15 protein-coding genes are annotated in these 18,626 nt (G+C 41.6%); all 15 read left to right on the forward strand.

All coding sequences use genetic code 11. The annotated features are described in order from the left end of the window. The first annotated feature begins 116 nt into the window (after positions 1 to 116). The 15 genes from EFT72_RS01915 to EFT72_RS01985 all read left to right on the forward strand — a co-directional run bounded on the left by EFT72_RS01915 (position 117) and on the right by EFT72_RS01985 (position 18,622). The gene (locus EFT72_RS01915; RefSeq protein ID WP_124065132.1) at positions 117 to 1,157 is read left to right on the forward strand and encodes a substrate-binding domain-containing protein; all 1,041 of its coding nucleotides are present in this window, start codon (positions 117 to 119) and stop codon (positions 1,155 to 1,157) included. After that, positions 1,147 to 2,658 carry a histidine kinase gene (locus EFT72_RS01920; protein WP_124065133.1) on the forward strand — a complete coding sequence of 504 codons (1,512 nt, stop codon included), beginning with the start codon at positions 1,147 to 1,149 and terminating at the stop codon, positions 2,656 to 2,658. The genes EFT72_RS01915 and EFT72_RS01920 overlap by 11 nt, the downstream gene beginning before the upstream one ends. Further along, a complete protein-coding gene (locus EFT72_RS01925; protein WP_124065134.1) occupies positions 2,636 to 4,231 on the forward strand; it encodes a helix-turn-helix domain-containing protein in 1,596 nt (531 codons plus the stop codon). Before EFT72_RS01920 ends, EFT72_RS01925 begins: the two co-directional genes overlap by 23 nt. Next, the gene (locus EFT72_RS01930) at positions 4,228 to 5,289 is read left to right on the forward strand and encodes a substrate-binding domain-containing protein (protein ID WP_124065135.1); all 1,062 of its coding nucleotides are present in this window, start codon (positions 4,228 to 4,230) and stop codon (positions 5,287 to 5,289) included. Before EFT72_RS01925 ends, EFT72_RS01930 begins: the two co-directional genes overlap by 4 nt. Positions 5,290 to 5,430: 141 nt before the next feature. Beyond that, on the forward strand, positions 5,431 to 6,579 hold the full coding sequence (gene chvE / locus EFT72_RS01935) for a multiple monosaccharide ABC transporter substrate-binding protein (protein WP_124065136.1): 1,149 nt from the start codon (positions 5,431 to 5,433) through the stop codon (positions 6,577 to 6,579). 65 nt (positions 6,580 to 6,644) lie between these two features. Continuing rightward, complete coding sequence (mmsA, locus tag EFT72_RS01940; RefSeq protein ID WP_124065137.1) at positions 6,645 to 8,183, forward strand: multiple monosaccharide ABC transporter ATP-binding protein; 1,539 nt, start codon at positions 6,645 to 6,647, stop codon at positions 8,181 to 8,183. A gap of 3 nt (positions 8,184 to 8,186) precedes the next feature. Beyond that, on the forward strand, positions 8,187 to 9,362 hold the full coding sequence (gene mmsB / locus EFT72_RS01945) for a multiple monosaccharide ABC transporter permease (RefSeq protein WP_124065138.1): 1,176 nt from the start codon (positions 8,187 to 8,189) through the stop codon (positions 9,360 to 9,362). Positions 9,363 to 9,547: 185 nt separating this feature from the next. Further along, a complete protein-coding gene (gene rfbC, locus EFT72_RS01950; protein ID WP_124065139.1) occupies positions 9,548 to 10,102 on the forward strand; it encodes a dTDP-4-dehydrorhamnose 3,5-epimerase in 555 nt (184 codons plus the stop codon). A gap of 15 nt (positions 10,103 to 10,117) precedes the next feature. Further along, on the forward strand, positions 10,118 to 10,930 hold the full coding sequence (locus tag EFT72_RS01955; RefSeq protein WP_124065140.1) for an ABC transporter permease: 813 nt from the start codon (positions 10,118 to 10,120) through the stop codon (positions 10,928 to 10,930). 21 nt (positions 10,931 to 10,951) lie between these two features. Next, complete coding sequence (locus EFT72_RS01960; RefSeq protein WP_124065141.1) at positions 10,952 to 12,274, forward strand: ABC transporter ATP-binding protein; 1,323 nt, start codon at positions 10,952 to 10,954, stop codon at positions 12,272 to 12,274. Positions 12,275 to 12,287: 13 nt separating this feature from the next. Further along, a complete protein-coding gene (locus tag EFT72_RS01965) occupies positions 12,288 to 13,070 on the forward strand; it encodes a methyltransferase domain-containing protein (RefSeq protein ID WP_124065142.1) in 783 nt (260 codons plus the stop codon). Further along, positions 13,057 to 16,194 (forward strand): glycosyltransferase, encoded by a 3,138-nt coding sequence (locus EFT72_RS01970; RefSeq protein WP_124065143.1) that lies wholly within the window; start codon positions 13,057 to 13,059, stop codon positions 16,192 to 16,194. The genes EFT72_RS01965 and EFT72_RS01970 overlap by 14 nt, the downstream gene beginning before the upstream one ends. Positions 16,195 to 16,215: 21 nt before the next feature. Then, the gene (locus EFT72_RS01975) at positions 16,216 to 16,923 is read left to right on the forward strand and encodes a nucleotidyltransferase family protein (RefSeq protein WP_124065144.1); all 708 of its coding nucleotides are present in this window, start codon (positions 16,216 to 16,218) and stop codon (positions 16,921 to 16,923) included. After that, positions 16,920 to 17,990 (forward strand): GHMP kinase, encoded by a 1,071-nt coding sequence (locus EFT72_RS01980; protein ID WP_124065145.1) that lies wholly within the window; start codon positions 16,920 to 16,922, stop codon positions 17,988 to 17,990. The genes EFT72_RS01975 and EFT72_RS01980 overlap by 4 nt, the downstream gene beginning before the upstream one ends. 50 nt (positions 17,991 to 18,040) lie before the next feature. Further along, entirely contained in the window at positions 18,041 to 18,622 is a 582-nt protein-coding gene (locus EFT72_RS01985; RefSeq protein WP_124065146.1) for an HAD family hydrolase, read from the forward strand. Positions 18,623 to 18,626 lie beyond the last annotated feature (4 nt).

Raw genomic sequence — 18,626 nt, forward strand, 5'->3', positions numbered from 1 at the left:
ACCCGGTTTTTTTGTTTGATCGCAAAAAAATGCTAACTCATCACAAATTTATCCTGCTTTTGTTTTGCTTAATGATTTAGTATAATAGGGATAGCATAGAAAAAAAGAGGCGAATTATGGAAAATGACAAAAAAAACCTTTTAATTCTGGTGGTGTTTGGATTGCTGGGGATTGTATTCCTTACCATGTTGACTTCTACCTTTTATAGTTACGTGTTAAAACGGAGTGGGGTGGAACATGCAGAAAACGCTCAGACGTATCAATATCATTATGTTATGATTATTGACGATCTGGATTCTCAATTTTGGAACGATGTATATGAAAGTGTTCGAAAAGAAGCAGCTCGAAACGATGCATATGTGGAATTAAAAGGCAGGAATCAATCTTCTGAATATAACGCGGTTGATTTTATGGATATGAGCATTGCCGCAAGGGTGGATGGAATACTTTTGGAATTTACAGGAGAGCCTAGTTTAGAACAGCGGATCAATGAGGCAACGGATCAGGGGATTCCGGTTGTGACTTTATTAAACGATGCTCCTACGACAAAACGCAAAAGTTATATCGGAATCAATTCCTATGAGTTAGGACTTTCGTACGGCAACCAGATTCTTAACATACTTTCTAAGAATCGTGACCATGCCAGGGTGATGATGCTTCTTCATGATAATTCCATCTTCAGCAGTCAGTCCCAGATCTATAATCAGATCAATAACCGTATGGTTACATCCAAAGAGACACAAGGAAGAATTAAATCAGAAGTGATAAAAATACCCTCCGGACGTGCCTTTGAATCAGAGGAAATTGTGCGGGACCTATTTCAGAATGCAGAAGGCCCCCCGGATATTATACTTTGTATGGACGAGGTGGATACGGAGGCCGTTTATCAGGCGGTTATTGATTATAACTGTGTGGGAAGAACTCAGGTTATCGGTTATTATAAATCAAAAGCAACTCTAGATGCGGTCAGAAAGGGAACCATGGCAATGACACTTTGCATTGATACCAGACAGTTGGGGAGGTACAGCGTTCAGGCATTAACGGAATGTATGAAAGATGGGCGAACCAATTCATTTTATAGTGTAGATTTGGAGTTTGTAACCAAGGACAATGCACTTAATTTTATTCAGAATCAACGGAGTGTCTATGAAAATTAATTGGAAATGCTTCTGGGATAATCTTCCGATTTCCCGTAAATTATTTTTAGAAATTGCAGTTACTGCGGTCGTTTTGTTTGCTTGTAACCTGTTTATTTATGCACAGATCAATCAGATGGTGGAACGAATGAATTCCGTCTATATGAGCAACGTAAACTTAAATGAATTATCCGATGCTTTAACCAATGTACAAAATTATATTTACAAGTACTTGCAGGTAAAAGACTCAGAATCTCTAAAAAACTACTATCGGTCGGAACAGGATTATAAAAAACTGTTAGAAGGACTAAATCAATCGGTGACGGACAATGAAATCCAGATTCTGGAGAAAAACATCCGCAACATGTCAAATGGCTATCTTATGATCACAGAAGAAGCGGTTCAGTCAAAACGGGGTCAGAATGTGGAAAAATATAAAAGCTCCTATGAATCGGCATTAAGGATATTTCAGTTTATAAACCATGACATTTCTGTGTTAAACAGCAAGCAGTTTAAGAACAATTCAGCCAGTTACCAGACCCTGCAAGCAGCGCTGCAGTATTTGGAAATCATAAGTTCCGTGATTCTTGTGATCGTGATGATCATCAGTCTGACGGTTATGATCATGATGACGAAAGACATCGTGACGCCCCTCACCAATCTGGCAGAGACGGCTAAACTTGTAGGGCAGGGGAACTTTAACGTCAAAGTGCCTTCGATTCGTACGGGGGATGAACTGGGGATCGTGACCGCAACGTTTAACCAGATGGTGGATAGTTTGGCTGAGTATGTGAATAAAATAAAGGAAAGTGCAGAAAAAGAGCAAGTGATGAAGGAACGGGAACTTTTGATGGAGAATCATCTAAAAGAGGCACAGTTAAAATACCTTCAGTCCCAGATTAATCCTCACTTTTTGTTTAATTCATTAAATGCAGGGGTTCAACTTGCCATGATGGAGGATGCTGAAAAAACTTCGATTTTCATGGAGCGGATGGCAGATTTTTTTCGTTATAATGTAAAAAAAGGATTGGAAGATGCCACGATACGGGAAGAAGTGGAAACGGTGGAAAACTATATCTATATTTTAAATGTCCGGTTTGCCGGTGATATTCATTATGAATCTAGGATTGATGAACAGGCAATGGAATTTTCCGTGCCCAGTATGATTCTGCAGCCATTGGTTGAAAATGCAGTAACTCACGGAATCCGGGATATAGAGTGGCAGGGAACCATTCGTCTAACCGTAAGAAATTTACATGAGATTATAGAGATCTGCATTGAAGACAATGGAATTGGGATAGACGAAGAAAAACTAATGCAGATCAACAATGGGAACCAAACCAGAAAGAATTTAAATTCGACCGGAATTGGGTTGACTAATGTGAGGTCTCGTTTGACCTTATACTATAACAGCGAACATATTTTCCGAATATTTAGTGAGGGAAATAACCGTGGGACCCGTGTGGTTTTGCGAATTCCGAAAAAAGGGGGAGATAGTAATGTTTCGGATACTGGTTGCTGACGATGAAGGGATTATGCTAGAATCCATACGAAGTATAATTAAATCAAACTTTGGAAGTGAATGTGAGATCAGCTGTGTAAAGACAGGCAGAGCCGTGGTGGAACAGGCAGGCTCGTTTCGTCCCGATATTGCATTTGTAGACATACAAATGCCAGGGCTCAATGGAATTCAGGCAATCAAAGAAGTACGTAAATTTAACCCATCCATTGTATTTATTATCATTACTGCCTTTGATAAATTTTCTTATGCCCAAGAAGCAGTTAATCTTGGGGTGATGGAATTTATGATGAAGCCAGTAAACAAAAAGAAAATCCTTGATGTCTGTGTAAAAGCGATGCATCAAGTCGAAGATGCAAGGAAGAAATTAAGCGATGACTTAAGAATCAAAGAGAAGTTAGAGATTGTAGTTCCCATGATTGAAAGTGGATTTATCTACAATGTGCTGCAGGACGATTCGGATGTTTCCCATACGGATTATGTAGATTTGCTGGATCTAAACATGCCCTATGGATTTATGAGCGTATTGGAGTTTGGAGACAGCTTTGAAGGAGGGACCATGACCAATGCCATTGGGGTCAGTGTGCGTGTTAATAAATATTACGCTATGTTCCGGGAAGTGGTCAAAGATTACTTCGAGTGTATCATTGGTCCAGCTATGGGAAACCGTCTGGTTTTGTTTCTTCCCTATGCACTGGAAAAAATGAATTATGAAAAGAGAGTAGAAGTCATAACAAGAACCAGAAATATGATTTATAAGCTGGAACAAAGCATTGACATCAAATGCAGAGGAGGCATTGGGGCAGTAAAGCCTCTGACACAGATTCGCGATTCTTACAAAGAAGCATTAAAATCCTTACGGGAAAGCGATAGTCATGTGGTTCATATTACGGATATTCCTGCGGTGGCAGAATACGATGGAGAATATCCTCTTGAGTTAGAAAACCAGTATTTAAAAAGAGGAATGCGTGCCGACAGAGAAGGGGCTTTGTCTTGTGCCAATGAGTTTTTTGACTGGATGATGGTTCATGGTGAAGGAGTAAGAGACAACATCGAGGTAAAGATACTAGAGCTTGTAATGCGGCTGGAACGTCGAGCATTTGAAGCAGGGAATGTACGATATGGGTTCCGATACCGGGAAAACTATTTAAACGAGTTGAAAGCGGCACCGGACCTAGAAGGATTACGACGATGGTTTTTGGATAAAACAAGGGTTTTATGCGAAAACATCAGTACGGCCAGAGAGAGGGAATATGAGAATGTAGTCTCTAGGGTCAAGGGGTATATTGATGAAAACTACGCAAAAGATCTATCCCTTGATGAAGTCTCAAAAATGGTGGATATCAGTCCTTATTATTTCAGCAAATTGTTCAAACAGGAGGTAGGTGAAAATTTCATAGAGTATGTAACCAGAACCAGAATTAAGCATGGCAGACAATTGTTGGAAGATCCCAGATACAGTATCAAAGAAGTCTGTGTGATGTCCGGCTACAGTGATCCAAATTATTTCAGCCGGATTTTCAAGAAATATGAAGGGATGACGCCAAGCGAATACAGGGAGAGGGAAACGTTATGAAACGATGGAGAGGGAGTATTCTTGTGGTGGTGCTTTGCTGTTTGTTTAGTAGTGGGTGTGCAAACATGCAGTCAGAGACGGAAGCAGAAAAAGGGGAGGAGGTTCATTCTGTAAAGGAAGATAGTCCCTTGCAGATCGGTCTTAGCATTGATTCGTTTGTAATTGAACGTTGGATTCGGGACCGGGATGTATTTACGTCTGCCGCAAAAGAAATGGGGGCAGAGGTGAATGTGCAAAATGCCAATGGGGATGTGGAGGAACAGATTGAGCAGATCCAGTATTTTATCAAAAAACAAATGGATGTGATCGTTGTAGTGGCAGGAGACTGTGAAGCCTTATCCGATGTGATGAAAAAGGCAAAGGATGCAGGAATTAAGACCATGTGCTATGACCGCCTGATTCAAAATGCTGACTGCGATATGTATATATCCTTTGATAACAGGGAAGTAGGAAGGCTTATGGGGGAAAGTCTTTTAAGGAACATGAATGATGGGGGAAAGATCTTTATGATCCAGGGTCCCCAAACCGATCACAATGTGGCAATGGTCCGGGAAGGATTTGACTCTGCCATACAAGGAACAAACATACAGGTTATCTATGAAAACAATTGTGAGGAATGGCTTGCAGAACAAGCATATGATTATGCAAAGGAAGCCTTAAAGATCTATCCCGATGTAAAAGGGATCATGTGCGGAAACGATGACCTCGCGACTCAGGTTTTTCGTGCTCTCTCCGAAGATCAGATGGCAGGAAAAGTCTGTCTGGTGGGGCAAGATGGGGATCTGATTGCATGTCAGAGAATCGTAGAGGGAACCCAGAATATGACTGCATTTAAATCCGTAGAAGAAGAAGCCAGACTGGCAGCAGAATATGCGGTTAAGTTGGGGAAAGGAAAACCCCTAGAAGGGGTCTCAAAGACCATCTCAGATGGAACGTATGATGTCCCAAGTTTGGAACTAAAACCAGTGGCGGTAACCAAAGATAATATGGATTCTGTTATTATCAAAGGGGGATTTCACGCCAGAGAAGACGTTTATCTCAATGTAAAAAGGAAATAGCATAATATTGTTTCTAAAAAGTCCTGATCCCTCAGGGCTTTTTTTTGTGTCGCTTAAATATGCTATTGGTTCACAAACAAGTGCTGATACGCCCATGCTACAATCAAATTATCAAAAACAAGTATTGGAGGAGGAAGTAACATGAAAAGAAAGATTGTAGCAGTTGCCATGTCTCTGGCAATGACCGCTGGTCTATTAGCGGGTTGTGGAAGTTCAGCAAGTTCAACCCCAAAAGACAGTGAATCTCAGACAACAACAGCAAAAGCAGAGGATACAAAGGCAGAGGAAGCAAAAACCGAAGGACCCAAAAAAGATGCTCTGATCGGGGTTGCGATGCCAACCAAAGATTTACAGAGATGGAATCAGGATGGCGCAAACATGAAAAAGGAACTGGAAGCTGCTGGTTACACCGTAGATTTGCAGTTTGCAAGCAATGATGTCCAGACCCAGGTTTCCCAGATTGAAAACATGATCTCCAATGGCTGCAACATGCTGGTGATCGCATCCATTGATGGAAGTTCTTTGGGAGAGCCGCTGTCGCAGGCAAAGGAGATGGGGATTCCTGTTATTGCCTATGACCGATTAATCATGAATACCGATGCAGTTACCTATTATGCAACGTTTGATAACTATAAGGTGGGTCAAAAGCAGGGAGAATATCTGGTAGAAGCATTGGGACTTGAATCTGCATCTGATCCAAAGAACATTGAACTTTTCACTGGAGACCCAGCAGATAATAATTGTAATTTCTTCTTTGGCGGTGCAATGGATGTGCTTCAGAAATACATTGACGATGGAAAATTGGTTGTAAAATCCGGGCAGACTTCCTTTGAACAGGTTGCAACGGAAAAATGGGATTCCGAAAAAGCACAGAACCGTATGGATACTGTTATCGCTGGAAACTATTCCGATGGAACTGTATTAGATGCCGTTCTTTGTTCCAATGACTCAACCGCACTTGGAGTTGAAAATGCACTGGCTTCGTCTTATACGGGGAATTACCCCATTATTACTGGTCAGGACTGTGACATTGCAAATGTTAAAAATGTGATTGCAGGCAAACAGGCAATGAGTGTATTCAAAGACACCCGTACTCTGGCTACTCAGGTAGTCAAGATGGTAGATTCCGTTATGCAAGGGGGGGAAGCTGAAATCAATGATACCCAGTCTTATGATAACGGAACTGAAGTCATTCCTACTTACCTGTGTGATCCGGTTGTAGTAACGCAGGACAATTACAAAGACATGCTCATTACTTCTGGCTACTATACAGAGGACCAGTTAAAGTAATCAAACAAATTTTATGGGACGGCTTTTAAAGCCGTCCTTGTAAATAACAGCAAGGAGGGGTATTCTTGGCAAAAATACTGTTGGAAATGAAAGACATCACCAAGACATTTCCAGGCGTTAAGGCACTGGATCATGTAAACCTTCAAGTAGAAGAAGGTGAGATACACGCTCTGGTAGGAGAAAACGGAGCGGGCAAGTCCACATTGATGAATGTATTAAGCGGCATATATCCCTATGGTTCCTATGAGGGAGACATTATATACAACGGAGAAATCTGCAAATTCAATCATATTGGGGATAGCGAAGAAAAAGGAATCGTAATCATACATCAAGAACTGGCACTGGTTCCTTATATGACCATTGCAGAAAATATGTATTTAGGAAATGAAAAAGGAAAGAAATATGCGATCAATTGGAATGAAACCTATGGGGAGGCAGACCGGTATTTAAAGACAGTAGGATTGTTAGAATCTTCCCAAACCAGGATTAAAGACATAGGAGTAGGAAAACAGCAGCTTGTGGAGATTGCAAAAGCTCTGGCAAAACGGGCCAGACTGCTGATTCTGGATGAACCTACCGCATCCTTAAACGAAGATGATTCCAAAGCACTTTTAGAGCTTTTGTTAAAATTTAAAAAGGAGGGTATGACCTCTATTATAATTTCTCACAAATTGAATGAAATTGCCTATGTAGCGGATAAGATTACAGTCGTCCGTGACGGCTCAACCATAGAGACGCTGGATCGGAAAACAGATAAGATTACAGAAGACCGGATTATCAAAGGAATGGTAGGCAGAGAACTAGTGGATCGCTTCCCCAAGCGGGAAAACGTAACCATAGGGGAAAAAGCCATGGAAGTTGATCACTGGAATGCCTATCACCCCCTTTATATGGAACGGAAGGTTGTCAACGACGTGTCCTTTTACATAAAAAAAGGAGAAGTAGTGGGGATCTGCGGACTGATGGGAGCAGGGAGAACCGAGCTTGCGATGAGTATTTTTGGAAAAAGCTACGGAACCAACGTATCTGGAACCCTTAAAATTCATGGAAAAGAGGTTACACTTCATACGGTAAGAGATGCCATTCGTCATAAACTGGCCTATGTAACCGAAGATAGAAAGAGCAATGGCTTAATTCTTGAAATGCCAATTAAGACCAACACCACAATTGCCAATCTGCAGGCAATCAGCAGCCACTCTATTATTGACAAAGATAAAGAAATAAATATAGCGGAAGAATACCGGGATAAATTAAAGACCAAATGCCCATCCGTAGAACAGAATGTAGGGAACTTAAGCGGAGGAAACCAACAAAAGGTTCTCCTGGCAAAATGGATGTTTGCAGAGCCGGATATCCTGATTTTAGATGAACCGACGAGAGGAATTGATGTAGGTGCAAAATATGAGATCTATTGTATCATCAACCGACTGGCGGCCGAAGGAAAATCTGTAATCATGATTTCCTCGGAACTGCCTGAGGTTCTTGGAATGTCAGATCGAATTTATATCATGAACGAAGGTCAGATTGCAGGTGAATTAGACGCTGGGGAAGCAACCCAGGAAAAAATCATGGCATGCATCTTAAAATCAGATAAAGGAGAGTAGAAGATGGAAAATAAGATGAAAATATCAGAAGGCATAAAAAAATATACCATGGTAATCGTTCTGGCTGTGGTCGTCATTCTATTTACAGTTAATACCGGTGGAAAGATGCTCTTGCCCCAGAATGTCAATAACTTAATCGCACAGAATGCTTATGTGTTCATATTGGCAACTGGTATGCTCTTTTGCATTCTGACAGGAGGAAACATTGATTTATCCGTAGGGTCATTGGTCTGTTTTGTAGGAGCAATTGGCGGAAGTTTAATGATAAAATTGGGCATGAATCCTTATCTCAGTCTCCTGTCTATGGTAGTTGTGGGGATACTCGCAGGTGCGTGGCAGGGATTCTGGATTGCCTATGTACGGATACCTCCTTTTATTGTAACACTGGCAGGGATGCTCATGTTCCGGGGACTGTCAAATGTGGTTCTAAAAGGAATGACCCTTTCTCCCATTCCGGATCCTTTTTTGAATCTGTTTAACACATATGTTCCTGACTTTTTTGGAATGGAAGGATTTAACCTAACCTGTTTTCTAGTCGGTATTATTGCCTGTCTGGCTTATATATTTGTTGAACTTTCAAGCCGCAATAAGAAGAAAAAGAAAGGGTATCGAGTAGACTCCCTAAATGGACTAATTGTCAAGATGGGAATTATCAGTTTGGTGGTTCTGATTTTCATGTTTAAACTGTCTCAATACAAAGGAATTCCAGCCGCTCTTATCTGGGTTGCAGTGGTAATTGGTATCTACAGTTACATATCTTCTAAGACCACGGTAGGACGATACTTCTATGCAGTTGGCGGCAATGAAAAGGCAACTAGGTTGTCTGGAATCGACACCAATAAAGTATACTTCCTCGCCTATTTGAATATGGGACTTTTATCAGCCGTTGCAGGAATGATTACAGTGGCCCGGCTAAACTCTGCAAATCCAACCGCAGGAAATAACTATGAGATGGATGCCATTGGCGCCTGCTTTATCGGCGGTGCTTCTGCATACGGCGGTACTGGAACGGTACCAGGTGTTATTGTAGGTGCAACTTTAATGGGAGTTTTAAATCTTGGAATGAGTATTATGGGGGTTGATCAGAACTTACAGAAAGTCGTAAAAGGAATTGTTTTGGTGGCAGCCGTTATTTTTGATGTTGTAAGTAAAAGAAAATCCTTTATTGCAAAACAGTAAAAGGAAGAGAAATAAAAGCTATAAAAACCCGTCTGACCAAATGAGTCAGCTGGGTTTTTATAGCTTTTTCAAGGTTTCATACGGAATATAGCAACAAAAATCCCCCGATATATGGAAATCTGGGTAAAATTGTGGTAGAATGCTACAAGTATAAGAATGTGTATTCGTGTAAAGGAGCTATAAATATGGGAAAGATAAAAGTAACAGCTTGTGAGATAGAAGGACTTTATGTAATTGAGCCAACGGTGTTTCCAGATTCCAGAGGATATTTCATGGAAACGTATAATCAGAATGATTTCAAAGAGGCAGGACTTACCATGAATTTTGTTCAGGATAATCAGTCCATGTCAGTCAAAGGAGTTTTGCGTGGACTTCATTTTCAGAAGCAGTTTCCACAGGGGAAGCTAGTTCGTGTCATCAAAGGTTCCGTATTTGATGTGGCGGTGGATTTAAGATCTTCTTCCCAAACCTACGGAAAGTGGTTTGGAGTCGAATTGTCCGCAGAAAACAAGAAACAGTTTTACATTTCAGAAGGCTTTGCCCATGGATTTCTAGTTCTGTCTGACGAAGCGGAATTTGCCTATAAGTGTACTGATTTTTATCATCCTGGTGATGAGGGCGGAATTTTGTGGAATGATAAAGAGATCGGCATAGAATGGCCCATAGAAGCGGACATGAACCTGACGATATCTGAGAAAGATCAGGCATGGAGTGGGATCCGTGATACCTTTAAATTTTAGTGAGAGGAGAAAACCATGAATTATTTGGTTTCCTTATTGAAAGAAATCTATTCAAAGAGAAGATTGATCCTGGATCTTGCAAAATCTGATTTTAAGAAACGGTTTGTCGGTTCCTACTTTGGAATTGCCTGGATGTTTTTGCAGCCCATGGCAACGATTCTGGTTTATTTTTTCGTATTCCAGATGGGATTTAAGAGTGTACCACCCGTTCCTGGCTATCCATATGTATTGTGGCTGATTCCTGGAATCGTACCCTGGTTTTATTTTAGCGAGATCTTAATTTTGGGGACTGGATGTCTTCAGGAATATAATTATCTAGTAAAAAAAGTGGTATTTCGGGTGGAAATTCTTCCCGTAATTAAGATGCTATCCTGTTTTATGGTTCATGGAATTTTTACGTTAATTATGATCCTGGTATTCTTCTTTTACGGGGAATTCCCAAAAGCTACCTGGATCCAGATCCTCTATTATTCCTTTGCCAGTTCCATGATATCATTAGCCATTGCCTATTTCACCAGTGCCATTCAGGTATTTTTTAAAGATATGGCACAGATCATAGGAATTTGCCTGCAGTTTGGCATGTGGATGGTACCGATCATGTGGGCACCGGAGATGTTTAAGAACACTCCAACTTGGCTGCCTTTTGTTTTAAAATTGAACCCGTTTTATTATATTGTAGCTGGTTACCGGGACAGTATGCTGACTGGGAATTGGCTTATAGAACGTCCCATTTTAGGGATCTATTTCTGGTCTGTAACTATAGTTCTGATGTTAATCGGATTAAAAACATTTAAGAAACTGCGTCCGCACTTTTCTGACGTGCTGTAAGCAGTCTATTTGGAGGATTCCATGCCCATAGAATCAAACAGCAAAGCACTGACTGTAAACGAAGTGACAAAAATATATCGATTATATGATAAACCCATCGACCGGTTAAAAGAGGCCATGGGCCTGACCCATAAAAACTACCATAAGGATTTCTATGCCTTGAATGGGGTTTCTTTTGAAGTGGAGAAAGGAAAATCAGTAGGAATCATTGGAACCAATGGTTCCGGTAAATCCACCATTTTAAAAATTATTACTGGGGTTTTGACTCCTACCACCGGAAGTGTGACTGTGAATGGAGTCATATCTGCGCTTTTGGAGCTAGGAGCTGGTTTTAATATGGATTATACGGGAATTGAAAACATCTACATGAATGGAACCATGATGGGATTTTCCAGAAAAGAGATGGATGAGAAGCTAAGTGACATTCTAGATTTTGCAGATATTGGAGAATTTGTTCACCAGCCGGTTAAAACCTATTCCAGTGGTATGTTTGTCCGACTGGCATTTGCCCTTGCCATCAATGTAGAACCAGAGATTCTCATTGTTGATGAGGCACTTTCTGTTGGAGATGTATTCTTTCAGGCAAAGTGTTACCGTCGGATGGAACAGATCCGGAAGAATGGGACAACCGTTTTGATGGTAACGCACGATATGGGAGCTATCATCAAATACTGCGATCGAGTGGTGGTATTAAACAAAGGCAATTTTATCGCAGAAGGAGAGCCGGGAAAGATGGTGGACCTGTATAAGAAGATCCTGGCAAATCAGATGGATGACTTGGGGGAAGAACAAGAGGAGATCCGTAACGATGTGATCAATGACTTCTCCGGAGAAGCAGTTACTGCAAATCAGGGATTGATGAAAAATAAGCTGACCGTGAACCCAAACCGAACCGAATACGGAGATAAGAAGGCCGAGATCGTGGACTTCGGACTGTTGGATGAACGGGGCAGTGTTACCAATCTTTTATTAAAAGGCGAATATTTCACCATAAAGGAACGGATTCATTTTACTGAGGCTGTTAGTTCTCCCATATTTACCTATACCATCAAAGACAAACGTGGAGCCGATTTAACTGGGACCAACACCATGTATGAGGGACAAGAGATAAAGCCGGTAAAAAAAGGCGATGAATATGAGGTGGAATTTAGGCAGAAGATGACGCTGCAGGGCGGAGAATATTTACTTTCCATGAGCTGTACCGGATTTGAGAATGGAGAACATGTTGTCTATCACCGCCTGTATGATATTGTAAATATCACAGTTATTTCCAATAAAAATACAGTAGGAGTTTATGATATGGAACCGGAAGTGAAAGCTACACTTCATCCGGCAGGAGAGTAAGGAGGTAGGACCCATGAATGATATCAGTCCTGAGATAAAGAAATTGTATCAAAAATATAAGGGAAATATTAAAGATATTTTAAAGGAGAATCCCAACCAGGAATATTTATATGCCTTGTCTGACCAAAGAGAGAATTTGTTGGAGTGGTATGAATGGAATCCGGATGGGAGACTTTTGCAAGTGGGTTCTGATTACGGTGCAATGACCGGACTCTACAGTCGACGAGTAAAAGAAGTAACCGTACTAGATGAAAATCAGAATAATCTGACTTTTAATCGGTCAAGATACCAGAAACAGGAAAATATTCGGTATGTAACCGGAACCCTTTCTTCTTTTGAAGATGCCGAGGGGTTTGATTATGTAGTCATGATTGGTTCGTTAGAGGAGCCTTATAAAGAACAGATTGCAAAAGCAAAATCCCTATTAAAACCCGAGGGAAAACTGATCCTTGCTGTTTGCAACCGTTTGGGGCTAAAATATCAGGCAGGTGCCATTCCTGATCCATGCCGTCTTGGAAAGACAGAACTGCTGGAACTTTTGTGCGGGACGAAACAAAACGATGGAACGGTCAGGTTTTATTATCCCATGCCTGATTACCGGCTTCCGGTCAACCTTTACTCCCCTGATTATTTACCAGGAAAAGGGGAGTTGACCCATGCCGTCCTGGCTTATGACTTTCCTCGCTATTTAAGATTTGATCTGGGGAAGTGGTATGATGAGGTTTGCGAGGGAAAAGAATTTGAGACATTTGCCAATTCCTATTTAACCATTTGGAGCCGTTATGAAGAAAATTAAGTTTGTAAAATACAACAAAACACGTAGGGATCAATTCCAGATCCGCACCAGTCTGGTGGAGGAAGGTGGCTGCCCGTATGTGGAAAAAACCGCTTTAAAAGACGAAGGGGTTTTACACATTCAGTCGCTGAAGGAGAAGTATAAAAGCTTAAAAGAGCAGAACCTTACATTAAACGTGGCAGAGGTGTCGGTCAGTGAAGACGGACGCACTGCCCGGTTTGAGTACTTAAAAGGAGAAACCTTTGCTGAGATACTAGGCAGAGAGATTGTAGATGGAACGGCGCCAGTCTCTAGAATTGAAGAGGGACTTTCCATGATATTTAAAGTCCGAAAAGATGGTATGGTTCCCTTTCACGAGACACCAGAATTTAACCAAGTCTTCGGTAGTCTGACAGGAGCCAAAGAACGGATCCAAAAAGACTGGACTTTTCAGGCTTCCAATATCGATTGCCTGTTTGAAAATATTATGATGACGGATGATGGCCCGTTCTGCTTGGATTATGAATGGGTATTTTTCTTTCCGATACCGGTTACCTTTGTTAAATACCGGGTGCTTTACTACTTCTACGAGCAGTATAAGAGCCTCTTAAGTTATGATTCCACGGAACAGTTTTTGGAAGAATTTGGAATAGATCTGGAACAGGCTGGTGTTTATCAGGAGATGGAAACCCAGTTTCAGGACTATGTACACGGGGAGAACCAGCAGATATATCTGGTTAACTACATGCATGAGACATTCGCATTGCCAGATAGCATGTACGAAGTGTCTCAGGTGATTGAGGATACCAAAGATCAGATTGCCCAGATGAAACTGGAATTGAAAGAAAAAGATGTGACTATCGCCAGGCAGCAGGAAGAAAAACGACTTACAGACAACCATGTGACCAATCAGGAGATGATTATAAGCACGTTAAGGAAAGACTGTGAAGAGATGCAGACCATCATAGAACGACTTCACAAACACCAGTCTTTTTTATACCGGGTTTTCAATAAAATCAGTAGAATCTTTGATGAGAAATTTCCGGAAGGAACAAGGAAACGTAAGTTAATGCGCTATGCCACAGACACCTTTCTTCATCCCATAAAATCGTTTTCCCTTTATACCACGAAGAAGGGAAGAAACTTAATTGAGGGTGATATGAAGATTGGGGAAGCATACCGGACCCATGGTAAATTGCGCTTTATAAAAGAGGGGCATCCCATGGTATCCATTATCATTCCAGTTTATAATCAGGTTCATTATACCTATGCCTGTCTTGCATCCATTTTAGAACAGACAAAGGACGTGGTTTACGAAGTTATCCTTGCAGATGACGTGTCCACGGATGCGACGGCACAGCTGTCTAAATTCGTGGAGAATGTAGTGATCTGCCGCAATGAGACCAATCAGGGATTTTTAAAAAACTGCAATCAGGCAGCGAAAGCGGCAAGAGGAAAGTACCTCATGTTCTTAAACAATGACACTCAGGTAACAAAAGGGTGGCTAACTAGTCTGGTGAACTTAATGGAGATGGATTCTTCCATTGGTATGGCCGGTTCCAAACTGGTGTATCCAGACGGACGTCTCCAAGAAGCAGGTGGAATTCTTTGGAGTGATGGATCTGGGTGGAATTATGGACGTCTTGATGATCCAGAGAAACCGGAATACAACTACGTCAAGGAGGTTGATTATATTTCAGGAGCTGCCATCCTACTGCCGAACTGGCTGTGGAAGCAGATTGGCGGGTTTGACGAACGGTTTGCACCTGCATATTGTGAGGACTCAGATCTTGCATTTGAAGTCAGAAAAGCTGGGCTCCGGGTGGTTTATCAGCCATGTTCCAAAGTGATTCATTTTGAAGGAATCTCCAACGGTACCGATGTAAATGGTACTGGTTTAAAACGGTATCAAGTGGAGAACAGCCACAAATTAAAAGAGAAGTGGGCCGACGAATTCAAGAATCAGTGTGAAAACAACGGAAATCCCGATCCTTTCCGAGCAAGAGAAAGGAGTCAGGGGAAAGACATCATTCTGGTTGTGGATCATTATGTGCCCACTTATGACCGAGATGCAGGTTCTAAAACCACGTTCCAGTATTTAAAGATGTTCGTGGAAAAAGGATATGTGGTTAAATTTTTAGGAGATAATTTCCTTCACGAGGAACCGTATTCCACCGTCTTACAGCAGATGGGAATTGAGATCCTTTACGGCAAAGAATGTCAGGCTGGGATATGGGACTGGTTAAAATCCCATGGAGATGAGATAAAAGTGGCCTATTTAAACCGACCTCATATCGCCCAGAAATACATTGATTTCATTCGGGAAAACACCAATATGAAAGTGATCTACTATGGTCACGATCTTCACTTTTTACGAGAGGGAAGAGAATATGAGCTGACGGGTGATCCCCAAAAAAGAGAAACGTCCGAATACTGGAGATCCATCGAACTGCGTTTGATGAAAAAAGCAGATATCTCCTATTATCCATCCTACGTGGAACGGGATGCCATTCATGAGATCGAGCCATCCATTCCGGTTAAATCCATTGTGGCATACGTCTATGAGCAGTTTTTGAATAATATATCACAAGATTTTACAAAAAGAGATGGACTTTTGTTTGTGGGAGGATTTGCGCACCCCCCGAATGCCGACGCGGTGCTTTGGTTTGCACGTGAGATCTTTCCTCTCATCCGAGAACAGTTATCGGTTCCCTTCTATATCGTAGGGTCCCGGGTGACGGATGAGATTAAGGAACTGGAAAAGCCAGGTAACGGAATCATCGTGAAAGGGTTTGTATCAGAGGAAGAACTGTTACAACTCTACGCCGAAAGCCGGATCGTGATCGTCCCTCTGCGTTATGGGGCAGGCGTCAAGGGAAAGGTGATCGAAGCACTCTATAATGGAGCGCCTATTGTTACTACCTCCATTGGAGCGGAAGGAATTCCAGAGGCAGATTCGGTTATGGTTGTTCGAGATGAACCAGAGACATTTTCACGAGAGGTTATTTCCTTATATCAGGATATAGACCGATTAGAGAAGATGTGTAAAAAGACCCAGAACTACATCCACCAGTATCATAGCATTGATGCTGCCTGGAGTGTTGTGGGAGAAGATTTTGAAGGAAATAAACAGCAAGAGAAATAATAGAGATCAGGAGGAGAAAAGATGCAGGCAGTTTTGCTGGCAGGTGGTCTTGGCACACGGCTTCGTTCGGTCGTTAGTGATAGACCAAAGCCCATGGCACTGATTTTAGACAAACCTTTTATGGAATATGTTGTTTTAGAACTGATCAAATTCGGAGTAACCCATATTATCTTTGCCGTAGGTTATAAAGGTTCTATGGTGGAAGAATATTTTAAGGATGGCAAGCAGTGGGGCATTTTGATTTCCTATTCCTATGAAGAAGAATTATTGGGAACGGCAGGTGCCATCAAACGTGCGGGGAAACTGGTAACAGAGGACTGGTTTTTGGCCTTGAATGCGGATACGTTTTATCAGATTGATTATAGCCGCTTAACGGAACTAACAAAAAAACCAGAACTGGATATGGCACTGGTACTAAGAGAGGTTCCTGATGTATCTAGGTACGGACAAGCCGTTCTTACCAAAGGGCGATTAACCTCATTTGATGAAAAAATAGAAGAAAAAAGACCGGGAACCATAAACGGAGGCTTTTACTTAATCCATCGTCCTCTTCTTGATACCATACCAGAGGGAAAGGTATCGTTAGAACACGAGATGATCCCAGGGTGGCTGTCTGAAGATAAAAGGATAGGTGGAATTATCAATGACGGTTATTTCATTGACATCGGAATTCCGGAAGATTATTACCGGTTTTTAAATGACGTGAAGAAAGGAACGGTGACCATATGATTATCAGAGGACGTGCTCCGTTAAGAGTCAGCTTTGGCGGCGGAGGAACCGATGTTGCTCCATTTTGTGTCAAACAAGGAGGAGCCATTATTGGAAGTACCATCAACAAATACGCCTACTGTTCCATTGTTCCGAGAGAAGATGAGCAGATTATCGTTCATTCTCTAGACTTTGATATGACTGTAAAGTACAATACCAGAGAAAACTATGTTTATGATGGACGTCTGGATCTGGTAACCGCTGCCTTAAAGGCAATGGATATCAAAAAAGGGTGCGAAGTGTATCTCCAGTGTGACGCTCCTCCCGGATCTGGACTGGGAACCTCTTCCACGGTTATGGTGGCACTTCTTACCGCCATGGCAAAATGGAAAGGGGTAGATTTAGATAGCTATGCAATGGCAGATCTTGCGTATCAGGTGGAACGGGAAGATTTAAAAATCGACGGAGGATTTCAGGATCAGTATGCAGCTACCTTTGGTGGATTTAATTTCATTGAATTTCATGGACGTAACGATGTGGTCGTCAATCCACTGAGGATCAAAAAAGAGATCATTCATGAACTAGAATACAATCTGCTGCTTTGTTACACCGGGAACATTCACGTATCAGCCAATATTATAAAAGATCAGGTGTCAAATTATGAGAAAAAAGATCCCTTCGATGCGATGTGTGAAGTGAAAGCACTCTCTTATGCGATGAAGGATGAATTGCTCAAAGGAAATCTCTATAGTTTTGGGAAACTGTTAGACTATGGCTGGCAGAGTAAAAAACGGATGAGCAACAAGATTTCCACCCCTCAAATTGATGAACTCTACGAAGAGGCAAAAAAAGCAGGAGCTCTTGGAGGAAAACTCTTAGGAGCCGGCGGAGGCGGATTTTTACTGGTATTTTGCCCCTATAACGTACGCCATAAGGTGGCGGCACGGATGGAAAAAGCGGGTGGACAGTTAACGGACTGGAATTTTGAACTTCGGGGAGCTCAGGCATGGATCACCGATGAGGCAAGATGGGATTATAAAGAAGTGAAAGTATCCATACCCGATGGAGAATACAAATTTAAATTGTAAATTTTAAGTCATAATAAAACGTGTACACATACGTCAGGAGAACGGATTGCATGGATAAAGTTGTATTTTTAGACCGAGATGGAACCATAAACAAAGAGGTGAATTATTTACACCGTCCTTCGGACCTGGTTCTCCTGCCCGGTGTGGTCTCTTCTTTAAGGAGACTAAAAGAACATGGATTTAAACTAGTGGTCATCACCAATCAGGCTGGAGTGGCAAGAGGATATTATAAAGAGGAAGACGTGATTAAGCTTCATGCATATTTAAATCAGCTCTTAATAAAAGAAGATGCAGGAATTGACCACTTTTTTTATTGTCCACACCACCCGGTACATGGAATTGGAAAGTACAAAACAGCATGTACCTGCAGAAAACCAGAGATAGGAATGTTTCAGATGGCAGAAGCCTTTTTCCAGGTGGACAAAGCGCTTTCCTACATGATAGGGGATAAGCGATTGGACACGGAAGCAGGGAAAAGATATGGGGTCAACACGGTCTTAGTAGGGACCGGATATGGAAGAGAATCTTACAGGGGTCTGTCCGAGGAAGAGAAAAAGACAGCCTTTGATGTTTATAAAGAAACCATGGAAGAAGCCGTAGACTGGATCCTTTCAGAAAAGGAGTGTGACTAGGATG

The organism is Clostridium sp. E02 (genome assembly GCF_003833015.1).
Lineage (GTDB): Bacteria > Bacillota > Clostridia > Lachnospirales > Lachnospiraceae > Lacrimispora.